Source organism: Duganella sp. SG902 (assembly GCF_013376005.1).
Lineage (GTDB): Bacteria > Pseudomonadota > Gammaproteobacteria > Burkholderiales > Burkholderiaceae_D > Rugamonas.
The window spans coordinates 1-11,013 of sequence record NZ_JABMJK010000033.1; the positions used below are offsets into that span (position 1 = coordinate 1).

The 11,013-nt window shown below is 51.6% G+C and carries 7 protein-coding genes and 1 pseudogene; 5 read left to right on the plus strand and 3 right to left on the minus strand.

Annotated elements, in window-relative coordinates; translation table 11 throughout:
* Positions 1 to 396: 396 nt before the first annotated feature.
* The gene (locus tag FHW83_RS30230; RefSeq protein WP_176650075.1) at positions 397 to 1,266 is read right to left on the minus strand and encodes a DUF3800 domain-containing protein; all 870 of its coding nucleotides are present in this window, start codon (positions 1,264 to 1,266) and stop codon (positions 397 to 399) included.
* 577 nt (positions 1,267 to 1,843) lie between these two features.
* On the opposite strand from FHW83_RS30230, the gene FHW83_RS30235 reads away from it, so the two are divergent.
* The 5 genes and pseudogenes from FHW83_RS30235 to FHW83_RS30250 all read left to right on the plus strand — a co-directional run bounded on the left by FHW83_RS30235 (position 1,844) and on the right by FHW83_RS30250 (position 9,241).
* Complete coding sequence (locus FHW83_RS30235) at positions 1,844 to 2,053, plus strand: hypothetical protein (RefSeq protein WP_176650076.1); 210 nt, start codon at positions 1,844 to 1,846, stop codon at positions 2,051 to 2,053.
* A 24-nt stretch (positions 2,054 to 2,077) separates the two neighbouring features.
* Positions 2,078 to 2,323: pseudogene (locus tag FHW83_RS31435) on the plus strand (DNA methyltransferase); the annotation flags it as partial.
* A gap of 321 nt (positions 2,324 to 2,644) precedes the next feature.
* A complete protein-coding gene (locus tag FHW83_RS30240) occupies positions 2,645 to 3,925 on the plus strand; it encodes a hypothetical protein (RefSeq protein ID WP_229224429.1) in 1,281 nt (426 codons plus the stop codon).
* Between the two features lie 44 nt (positions 3,926 to 3,969).
* Positions 3,970 to 5,994 carry an N-6 DNA methylase gene (locus FHW83_RS30245; protein WP_218106500.1) on the plus strand — a complete coding sequence of 675 codons (2,025 nt, stop codon included), beginning with the start codon at positions 3,970 to 3,972 and terminating at the stop codon, positions 5,992 to 5,994.
* On the plus strand, positions 5,924 to 9,241 hold the full coding sequence (locus FHW83_RS30250; RefSeq protein ID WP_218106501.1) for a hypothetical protein: 3,318 nt from the start codon (positions 5,924 to 5,926) through the stop codon (positions 9,239 to 9,241). The genes FHW83_RS30245 and FHW83_RS30250 overlap by 71 nt, the downstream gene beginning before the upstream one ends.
* On the opposite strand, the gene FHW83_RS30255 is transcribed toward FHW83_RS30250, so the two are convergent.
* Both FHW83_RS30255 and FHW83_RS30260 read right to left on the minus strand, forming a co-directional pair.
* Positions 9,233 to 10,321: a phospholipase D family protein gene (locus FHW83_RS30255; RefSeq protein WP_176650079.1), complete on the minus strand. Its 1,089-nt coding sequence runs from the start codon at positions 10,319 to 10,321 to the stop codon at positions 9,233 to 9,235. The genes FHW83_RS30250 and FHW83_RS30255 overlap by 9 nt on opposite strands.
* A 124-nt stretch (positions 10,322 to 10,445) precedes the next feature.
* Positions 10,446 to 10,814 carry a hypothetical protein gene (locus FHW83_RS30260; RefSeq protein WP_176650080.1) on the minus strand — a complete coding sequence of 123 codons (369 nt, stop codon included), beginning with the start codon at positions 10,812 to 10,814 and terminating at the stop codon, positions 10,446 to 10,448.
* Positions 10,815 to 11,013: the final 199 nt, after the last annotated feature.

An 11,013-nucleotide genomic window follows, 5' to 3' on the forward strand; every position in this document is an offset into this window, starting at 1 on the left:
CAGTCCAACGTTTAACTTCCTCTTCCATAACCATGCTCACGTGATGTCCTTTCAGTATTATCACCTGAGCAGGAATTCACTGGGTCATTACACATCTTCAAACGCGCACCTCAGTTCGGATCACCTGCAAGAGGCCAAAATGTTGAATCCGTTGACTCGCCTCCGAAGTTTAGGTGCAAATTCCTAAAACGTTTTTTATTCCACGATTTAGATGCTACTCAGGAAGTAATGTCAAAAGTGTGCTAAACGGTCACTCAAATTTACGCTTGTGAACAAGTGAACCCATTCTGTGAGCTTTTTGTAGCACTTTTTTGCTTGCTATTCTGATTAGCGTTGCTTATACTTGGGCGCAAGTGGACTGGGAGTACCCGGTCGGCGTCTAAGCCTCGGTGAGATTCATCGGGGCTTTTCGCTTTCTGGGGGAGGAAAAACTTTCAGACCCCAGTTCTCGAAACCTTCACCAAGGTTTTCACGCCCCCCACTGCAGAAGAATTTTCGTTTCAAGACTTCGAAGGCGCGATTTTCTTGCGTTGGTCGCAGGTAGTTCACTCCGACAGGTCGTGCAACGAGGTCGGCCAATTGTAATCCTGGTGAGTCAACTTTCTTATCGGCGAAAACTATACTGAATGGCAGCTTCGCTCCGAACTTGTTCGCACCGTCACACATCCGACGGAACTCAAGTTCGAGCTCGTTGTCTTCCTTTTTTCCTCTGCATTCAACCACGATGTGGGTCTCCGCGCCATCTTGCTTCTTCTCCTGCATCAGTTCGTGCAATGTTTCGAGGCAAAATCCGAGTGCGATATGGTATGGATTGTTCGTATCGCCTTTGTCTCGGAGCTTTACTTTGTCGATCACGCAGCTTATCAGAATGAAGTTGCTCGCTTCGATGATGTCGGTTAGCTCTGAAAGGAACTGGTGCTTATGTGTCCGGCTCTGAAATTTGAATTCGCCTTTTTCTTTTCTGATCTCATGTTCGTGTAGCACGACCGAGTCGTGGCCAAAATGGTTGAACTTGAACTTGTGTAGGGCGGGAATTATTTTTTCACTGTAGTGCCGTTTGTAAAAGACGCAGAAAGCGAGCACAAAGACAGGATAATTCGAGTCGAGGGATTGCACGCCGTGATCGCCACTTTCATCGACGTATACTATGAAATTGCTAAATCGCCCTGAGGGCGGAGTTGCAGGGCTCGCGTTCTCATTCAGTGCCGCAGGCTCAACGTCAAAGAGCGAAAATTGTTTGGGCGCGGACTTGGTTTCGTCACTCATGTTGTGCTGGCCGTTGCGGCTGTCTATAGAATTGCCAACGTTACCAGTGATGCTCTAATGAAGGCTATCTTCCGGTACTGGTCTCGTATAGGCACCGCGTTGACAGTTGGTTGACATGTCGCGAAATGAAAAGGGCTTACATCGCTGTAAGCCCTTGTTTTTATTATTGGTGCCGGCTGCCGGTTTCGAACTGGCCACCTGATGATTACAAATTAGCTGAGAAGACTGTATGTCTTTGAATATTAAGCGAATTATACCGTAGTTGAGCGTACGGGAAAGTACTTTAACATCAGTAACTTAGCGTAATTTTGCGAAGTCAATGAGAACTTAGAGATGTACCGCTGCTGTACCTGCTAGTGCTGCTGCGCAGTTTGTCACAAGGAGAAGAAAGGGTCACCAAGCGACCCGGCTTGATCGTGATGCTGACAAATCATATCGCGCAGATAGCTGCCTTTGAATTCGTCATCAGTACATTCTTGTTCCCATCATATTCGAGCAGTAATTCTGGACGTTGACTAACAATTTGCTCTACCACCCGGCTATAATAACGCAACTGCACAGACAATTGCGTGGCACTATGAGATTCGACGACACAAAGAGCGACACGCTAAACCTGCGGGTTTCACCTTCCTTCAAGCAGGCATTGAAAGCGGCTGCTGAGCATGAGCAACGCAGCATGGTCAACATGCTCGAAGTCTTGGTCGCGAACTACTGCGACGCCAATGATATCGAAGTACCGATTCAGCGCTCTGCGCTCGGGACTCGCGCGACAAATTCTGCCGACTGAGCGAATATGAACATCGACCTAGAAATGGCCAGCTATAACGTTGCCCCTGAACCCGTCACGACTAAGAAACTAACATCCGTGGGCTCAATTATTAAGCTATATAACGCCCCGCTACCATCGACACGTACCGGACCCCTCTACAACGCTTTTTCCTATCCCACAAAGATTTCGCCAGAGGCGATTGCGGTATATATCGCCTGCCATACTGCGCCTGGCGCAACCGTCCTAGACGCGTTCGCTGGCAGTGGCACAACGGGGCTCGCAGTGCTGCTGTGCGATCGGCCTACATCTGAGATGAAGAGGATTGCTGAGAGCTTGGGCGCCAGTCCAAAATGGGGGCCGCGTCAAGCACAGCTCTTTGAGATCGGTACGCTAGGCTCGTTTGTATCCCAGACCATGTGCTGTCCTCCAAGTCCAGACGAGTTTGCGACCGCTGTCGATGAGCTTTGTGCGCGAGCAGAGGCCAAGCTTAGCTGGCTTTATGAGGCGAAGGACGCTACTGGTCGCATGGGAACACTTCGCCATGCTATATGGTCGGAGGTGTTAGTTTGTCCTCACTGTTTGACGGAGACATCGCTTTGGGAGGCTAGCGTGAAGACGCAGCCTTTGGAGATGTCTGAGTCTTATCACTGCGCCGGATGTCGCAAGCAAGTAGTTATTAAAGCTTGCGAACGCGTCACCGAAACTATTTTGGACGCGTTCGGACGCGAGCAGCTCACGAAGAAGCGAGTTCTTGCGCGTGTTCACGGTCGTTGTGGGAAGTCCAAATGGCAGCGTCCTCCGACCGACGAAGATCGTGCGCTACTCATACGGATAGGCAAGGTGAAGCCACCAAAATCTGCTCCCAATGCCGAGATTCAGTGGGGGGAACTCCACCGCGCTGGTTATCACTTGGGTATCGAGAAACTCCATCACTTCTACACCAAGCGTAACTTCATCGCGATAGCTACACTTATGGAGCTCGTTAACGAATTCCCCGAAAGTGTGCGTGAGGCATTGCGCCTCCTTGTTTTGAGCTACAACGCTAGCCACTCGACACTTATGACCCGCGTCGTACTGAAGAAAGGGCAGAGCGACTTTGTACTGACTAGCGCCCAAAGCGGAGTGCTTTACATAAGCGGCTTGCCCGTCGAGAAAAATATCATAGAGGGCGTTCGACGCAAATCAAAGGCATTTATCGACTCATTCAAGCTGCTGCACGGTAGTCAAAGTCGTGTGACGGTTCACAACGTGAGTAGCGAAGCAATGCCTCTCGAGGCCGCTTCCGTGGACTATATTTTTACCGACCCTCCTTTTGGCGACTACATCCCTTACGCTGAAATCAACCAGATAAACGAGATCTGGCTTGGACGGTCTACTGATCGTTCGCGTGAAGTGATCGTCAGTCCATCTCAAGCAAAGAGTGTTACCGAATATGGTGCGATGATGGGTTCGGTCTTCAAAGAGTTAGCGCGAGTGCTAAAACCTAAGGGAGTCGCCACGGTTGTTTTCCACTCGGCCCATTCGGAAATCTGGCGAGCACTAGCACTGGCGTACACAGAGGCGGGTTTCGCGGTGGAAGCCGCGAATGTGCTCGATAAGATTCAAGCTAGCTTCAAGCAGATTGTGGCAACGGTCTCGGTGAAGGGCGACCCACTATTGCTGTTGTCGAAACGCACCGCCAAAGTCACGACAACCAGATCCAGTTCGGAAATAGCTGCTGAGGTGATTCGGTCGTTGAGCAACGGTACTCAGTTGGATCCTCAGCGACTCTATTCGCAGTTCGTAGGCCGTTGCCTAGAACTTGGTCGGAACGTGGACATAGACGCCAGGACTTTTTACGAACTCGCGCAAGCACAAGAACGACGAAACGAAGGATTCGGCGTTCTATGAAGCAGGCTCGCAGTACCCGATCTCCGTTATCCCGAACCGCTGATATGGAACGGCGTAAGCGGTTGGGACAATACTTCACCGGTGTTGGACTGGGGCGACTTCTCGCCGCCCTGGCTCATGCCGAAACGGCCCAAAGCATCGTCGATCCGATGGTGGGCTCGGGAGACTTGCTAGCATCGTGTTTGGAGATCAACTCGAAACCGAAATTGTTGGCCGGTATAGAAATTGATAAGGCAGCTCTTGACGTAAGCGCCACTCGCTTGCCTGAGGCTCATTTCGTGCTTGGTAGCGCGTTCAACCCGGATGTTATTGGACGGCTACCGGCATATTCATGGGACTTAGTGATCGCGAACCCTCCTTATGTCCGCTATCAAAACCTTTCAGAAAATACGGACGACGGCCACACGTTGCCGTCAGCAATGCAAGTTCGCGCAAGTTTACTTCGGACGCTCGATCTGCTGCCAGCACTGGACGCGGAGGACAAGCGACTTTTCGCCCATCTGGTCGCTGGCTACTCTGGGTTATCCGACTTGGCTGTGCCATCTTGGATTCTTTGCGCAGCCTTGGTGAAAGAAGGAGGTCGGCTCGCCCTCGTCGCGCCCGAGTCGTGGCTTAGCCGTGACTACGCAACTATCGTGCACTATATCCTCTTGCGTTGGTTCGATGTTGAGTTCGTTGTAGAGGATGAACATGCATCTTGGTTTGATGAAGCACAGGTAAAGACAACGTTGATCATCGCTAAGCGAGTGAAGCGCCGGGCCTCTGCGCTTTCGCTGACTGAGAATTCCGCCTATTGTCATATCTCTGTCTCGGCGGATGCGGGAAACGAAGAGAGTCCCATCGGACGCATGACATATCAGACAGATCCTGAAGCAGCCTTTGCCAAGCAAGCGCGAGGTTGGCTTTGTAGTGCCTCGAGTTATTCGACAGGCCTCGTGCGCGCGCGGCCTGTACCTCTAAAGCAGGTTTGCAACAACGTAATCGCTGCGGCTTCGCGCCAGAAATGGTTCGAGGCCCTGAGAGAATCCAATACTCAACCATCGGACGCGGTCTACGTTCCTCACGAAATTCACGATTGGCTCGCACGGTGCGGACTTGCGGCATCCTTTCAAAGATTCGATACCCAGGGAGTTACTGTCGGACAGGGTTTAAGGACTGGTGCCAATGGTTTTTTCTACGCCGATGGCAAACATCTCGGAGACCACATTGAGCTTTCGTTTTTGGGGCCGTTAGCAGGATTAATTGCCAAAGCCCCGCTTAGTATTGCGAGGCCTGTGTTACGTCGTCAATCGGAGCTGCCGGATGGCTTCGTGGTGTCAACTGCTACCGTAAAAGGTTGGGCACTGGATCTACGGGGTTACGCGCTTCCCCAGGACATGGTTGCAACGGATCTGCTCTCTGCACCCTATAAGCCCATGCCAGATGAGATAGCCAAGGTTGTCAATGTGGCGGCAGGCGTGAATTTCGGAACTGCTGAGAAGCCGAAAAAGGTATGGGAACTCACTGCGGTCTCTCCAAATATCCGGTCAGCGTCTCACGGAGCGCCTGCTCGCCATTGGTATATGCTTCCAGATTTCGCCGCCCGGCATTTCCCTGATGTCCTGATCGCACGCGTGAACTCTGCGACGCCAAGGGCTTACCTCAACGGAGGTCGAGAATGCCTCATTGACGCGAATTTTTCGACTATGTGGATTGCGCAAAAGTCGTGTTGGACGGCCACTGCTCTTCTTGCTTTCATGAACAGCACTTGGGCGCAGGCGGTAATTGAACACTCGGGAGCTGTTATGGGCGGTGGAGCGTTGAAAGTGGAGGCAGCACATCTGCGCCGCTTGCCCGTTCCACCCCTTGGTCCAGAACAGATTCGTAAGCTCTCGGAGCTCGGTGAGAAACTAGCAAAGGAAGACGACGCGCAGAGGATGTTGGCGGCCGTAGACGACGTAATCGCACAAGGGTTGGGATGCGGTGAAGCGGAAACGGAGGAACTCAATAATATCTTGCGTGCTGGACAAACGCGGCGTGCGAAACATAATGGAAAAAAAGGCGAAAGTAATGGCGACGACGTATATTGAGGCTCAAGGTAGGGAGTTTCTAAATGAGGCCGCCCGCCTCATCTCCGATGGCAGGGCGGAGGATGTACTGCGCCACGCCCTTTCGGCAAGGCTCCCTGCGATGTTTCCCGAGCAGCCTTGGTGGATCAAATCCCATGTCACCGGAACAGAATCGCTTGCCAAGTTTTACGAGTTCGGTGCCAAAAAATATGGATTCGTTGATGTCCTTGTCGGCTCTACCGTAATCGAATATGAGCGAGATCTTCGCGTACAGGGGACGTTCAACCATGGCCTGCATCAGGTCAAGCAATATTGCGCCGCGCGGCTCAACGAAGGAACTCCTTCAGATCTCTTAGTTGGCGTGCTCTCTGATACCGTTCGCTGGTACGCATTCGGCATATCTAACGTCAAGGAAGTTTCTGCCGTTGCCGGCGCCACGACATACGGGCCAGAACACATCGAACTTACAGAGATTGAATCTTGCGACTTGTCGGCAGCTAGCGTTATTGACGCAAAAAGGCTAGGCCAATTCCTTGTGCGATACCTCGGGCGCGAAGGTGGGCGATTACTTGCAGCTCATACACTTGCCAAAGACCTAGGTTTCGATAGCCCATTTTGTCAATCTCACCTTGTGCCGATTAACGACCTGGTGGACACCGCATTTGTCAGTGACCCAGCGTACGCAGGATTGATTACTAAGTTGTGGACGGACTTCGTCTCCTATCTAGGGGGGGAAAGCGCCGCTGGCCAGTTCGACAGGCCAACGTACGTTGGTGAGCTTTACATTCTGACCCTTTCAAAGCTGATTTGTGCCAACGTGCTCAGCGGAAAAGGACTCGTCAGCGACGACACCGAGCTACATTCGATTCTTGATGGTTCTTTTTTCAAAGCGAAAGGGCTGCCAAATCTCGTTGAATATGATTATTTTGGTTGGCTAAACGCAAGTCCATATGTATCTAACTTGGTCGCAGCTGCTCGCGATATTCAGGAAGATCTTCGTGCTTACGATTTCGAATCGTCTACCACCGAGGACTTGTTCGGCGCGCTTATGGCGCAGCTAGCGGCGCGTTCACAGCGCCTGCTCCTCGGCCAAGAATGGACGCCCGCATGGCTAGCAGCTAAACTCGTAGAGTTTGCACTATCGAAGACTCCAGCAGATCAGCAGCCGAGATTTCTAGATATGTGCTGCGGATCAGGCGCGATAGTTGTAGAAACAGTAAAGGGGGCGCAAGCAAGGCTGCTAGCAGCTGGCGCGAAGCCAGGAGAGCCGGCTGCCTTGAGCGAGTTAGCCGCTGCGATCACTGCCTTTGATATTGACCCGCTGGCGGTAATGCTGGCGAAAGTGGGGTGGGTCATAGCCTGCAAATCTTGGCTCGTTCCAGGTCACGAAGCTCAGATTCCCGTTTATCACGCAGACTCACTCTTCGCAAATACGCCGATCACGAAAGTCTTCAGCGCATCTGGTGAAGAACAGCGAAAGTTAAGACTCGACACGGAAGAAGTGGAGCTTCCTCAATTCTTGATCGAATCGAAGCGCCAGGCGTTATTTGATGCACTTCTCTCTCGCGGTTACGAAATGGCCATGAGTAGTGCCGCAGAGGCTAATACGACTCTAAACGACTTCGACATTGAGGTCATGGTGGACGCCGTTTCGGCAGATACGGGAGCTGTCTTGACTGCCGACGAGCGAATGCTTGCCGTTCTTTTTTCGAGTCAATTGCTACGTGCGCTCGAAGTGCTACAACGGGCAGGCAGAAACGGCATCTGGGCTTTCGTTCTTAGAAATGCATTCCGCCCGGCCTTAGTTGCAGGTCGCTTTAATGGATTAGTTACCAATCCACCGTGGCTTGCTTTGAGTCGCATTGGAAGCAATCCTTATCGTGATGCGCTGAAGGCGAAGGCAGACGTTTATGGGATCAAGGCACCTGGTTCGTCTCACCTACACGTAGAAATAGCAACAATCTTTTTGCTTCACGCCATCGACCGTTATCTTGCCCCAGGCGCGGTGGTTGCGTGCATATTGCCAGATACGGTGCTTAATGGCTCGCACCACGAGCCATTCCGGTCCGCTGGATATTTGTCTGCACGCCGCCCTGTCACTTTTGACCCAAAGGAAATCTGGAAGGTCGAGAGGCAGACGTTCAAGAACGAAGCGATTGTGTTATTTGGGTGTAAAGCGCGACCCAAGGCTCCGCCTGCTAAATTCATCGGCCGCCAAGTTAGTCGTTTGTCCGAAACTAAAACGGAACTCCATGTCGTGTCGTCAAATGGCAGAACTGCCTGGACTGCTGCACCTCCTGTCACGGCTGCCGTGAAAATGAAGACTGCAAATTCGGTGGGGCCTTTGTTTCGGCAAGGCGCGGATGTTATGCCACGTGGCCTCATTTTTCACGATGTTAAGAAGGTCGGGCCATCGTGGGATCTTGGTCCCATCTTCCCAGGCTCCCCGCTGTATTTTTTACGCTCGGAAGGTAAAGTTCTTGCCAACTTTACGCTCAACGCTAGTGGCGTTAGTGACCATGTAATGTTCGATGCGCTTCTCTCAAAGCACTTGGCACCTTGGGAGCTAGCCTCCGGTTCTAAGGCGTTGCTTCCGTTTAAGTGGGACGAGAACGGTTGGGAAGCGCGCACGGGACCTGGTATCGCGGCGCTAGGCGTTTCTACGGCGGGTGCTATTAAAAATGCATTGGCAGCCAACAACGAGACAATTGGCGAATTCTTTACAAGGGTCGATACGGACCGCAAGAAACTCACGAATCAAGCTTGGACCGGCCAAGACTACTTGGTGTTCGCGTCGGCTGGCGGCAAGCTTCCGTGTGCAGCCTACGTTCGGGGCGATCAGATTCCGTGTTCGAAAACTATCATAGACCAGACGCTTTATTGGGGACGGGTGTCGAGCGAGGATGAAGCCATTTATATCACAGCGCTGATCAACAGCCCTGCGGTGGTCGATGTGATCGTGGCCCATCAACCTCGCGGCGCGTTTGGCGAGCGGCACATCCATAAGCTTGCATTCGACCGCACCCCCATCTTCGATCCTTCATCATCGCAGCACGTTGCAGTGGTCGTTGCGGCTAAAAAGCTACTTAGTGAGTGGTCTTCCCGCAGAACGAAGGCAGACATCGTTCCCTTACTCACGCCCGAGATGCACATGATCACTCGGCGGAAAAAGATCCGCGTCGCGCTAGAGGCCCTTCCGTCTTGGGGTATTTATGAGGCCGCAACCCGGGACGTGTACGTTGACAAGACAAATGAGTTCTTAGATTAAACCCACAATCCTGCTCGTGGCTATTGCCCCCAAACGGAAAAGGGTGTGCCTTTCCGAGGAGGCAATTCTCCATGACCGAGCCAGGTCAGAGTCCCATGGGGTTACGATCAACTCGAAGGATCCATCCATGAGACGCCGAAACATTACTGCGGTTCCGACATAGTTAAAACCGCCCTGATAGAGAGTGGGCAAATTAATTCTCTCCATACGGTTATTTCCATGCCAAGTTAACGGCCTGTCATGCCAGGCTTTCTGACCGCTCCGAAGGACGGGGGTGCCGATATGCAAATTATGTGGATAGTCATATTGATTGAAATGAAATCCAAAAAAGCGATGCCCGCCTCGTGGCAATTCGAGTTGATTATGGGATCCGCCCTGTAATGCTTCGCCTTGTAGCCACATCGAACTGAACCTTGCCGGGTCAACAGCTCCGCTCTCAATAGCTTGCCTGAAGAGAGCGAGAGTTCCTGCTACAGGAGCTGGAGGTTGAGGGACTGCTTCAATTTCCTGGGCTATTCCTTCAGGTGGTCGTTGGTATTGACGCACTACCTCATAGTCCGCTAACAATTGGTCAGTCAAGATAGTTGAACCCGACGACATTGTCGCAAAAGCAGCATCAATCTCCCCGCGCGGCACTCCCCATTGAGCGGAGGCTACCTCGGTGTTCACGCTGAATCCCCTCCCGGTAAGATTCGCTGATCCGATCAGAGCATTGCAGCTCCATCCGTTACCCCATCCGAACGAGTAGAGCTTTGGATGAAATGCGCGAACAGGAGCCAATACTCTTTGTTGTAGCCGTTCAAAACCTGAAACGAGGATGGTAGTATTTGGTGTGCCTTGCCATATACGCAATGCCTGTGGCTCTGTTAGCCCAAAATCGAAGGACGTTAAGATCAATTTTGGCATTAACTGAAATGCATCGCGCCCCACTGAATCATAAACTGCATCCAGCAATAGATTACAGCCGCTTCGTGTCATGTAGGCTGATGCCAATCGCATGTCGGAAGCATCATTCGGGATCAAGTCAGCAATAGCATTTCGGATTGCTGCAGGGTTCATTGCATTTTGAGTAACAATCATTTATCTTCCTGCTTCCAATCCAGATGTCCGTTGACCGGCTATAAGCCGATGCCTATGTTGGCAGTATAGTCAAATTGAGTAACCTGGGCGAGAAGCACTGACACCTCCGTCAAAGTTCCAAATTCTAGTTTAGAGATGCTTCATAGGCGCGTAATCGTTTTTCCGTACTGCGGTATACCTCGCATAATTCGTCGGCGTCGATAACACGAAATCGAATGCCCTCGGTTAATTTAATCGGCACGTGAAGGACCGTCCAAGCTTCCTTCGTACTTAACTCTTCAAGCTCATCCAGCTCGAAGCGTGTGATGGGGTTTACAACCATTGTGCCGGTGTCATTGTTCGCCCATGCTATAAGAAAAAGGTCATTCACTTCTACCAAATAATGAATTTCCCCGAAACCGAATAGGTGTCCGAGTGCGTCGTATTGATACTCCACGCATCCAATAGATGACAGCCGCAACATTGCATCATAAATCTCTTTTATTTGTTTCATTATCGTACCCGCTGTTGGTTATTCGTTCAAAATGGGTAACCGGCCTAAAATTAAGCAGCTGCCCTTGGTACCGCGAAGTGAAATATCAACTGATTAGGTCGGTGTGTAATGACCCAGCGATTCCTGCTCAACTCAAGCCGCTAATGCAAATGCCTTAGCGGGTGTTTTCATGCCCAGCGCCTGATGCGGGCGCCGGTTG

Coding starts and splice junctions, on each gene's coding strand:
- FHW83_RS30245 (WP_218106500.1), top strand. CDS start 3,970: ATGGAACGGCGTAAGCGGTTGGGACAATACTTCACCGGTGTTGGACTG.
- FHW83_RS30235 (WP_176650076.1), top strand. CDS start 1,844: ATGAGATTCGACGACACAAAGAGCGACACGCTAAACCTGCGGGTTTCA.
- FHW83_RS30260 (WP_176650080.1), bottom strand. CDS start 10,814: ATGAAACAAATAAAAGAGATTTATGATGCAATGTTGCGGCTGTCATCT.
- FHW83_RS30230 (WP_176650075.1), bottom strand. CDS start 1,266: ATGAGTGACGAAACCAAGTCCGCGCCCAAACAATTTTCGCTCTTTGAC.
- FHW83_RS30255 (WP_176650079.1), bottom strand. CDS start 10,321: ATGATTGTTACTCAAAATGCAATGAACCCTGCAGCAATCCGAAATGCT.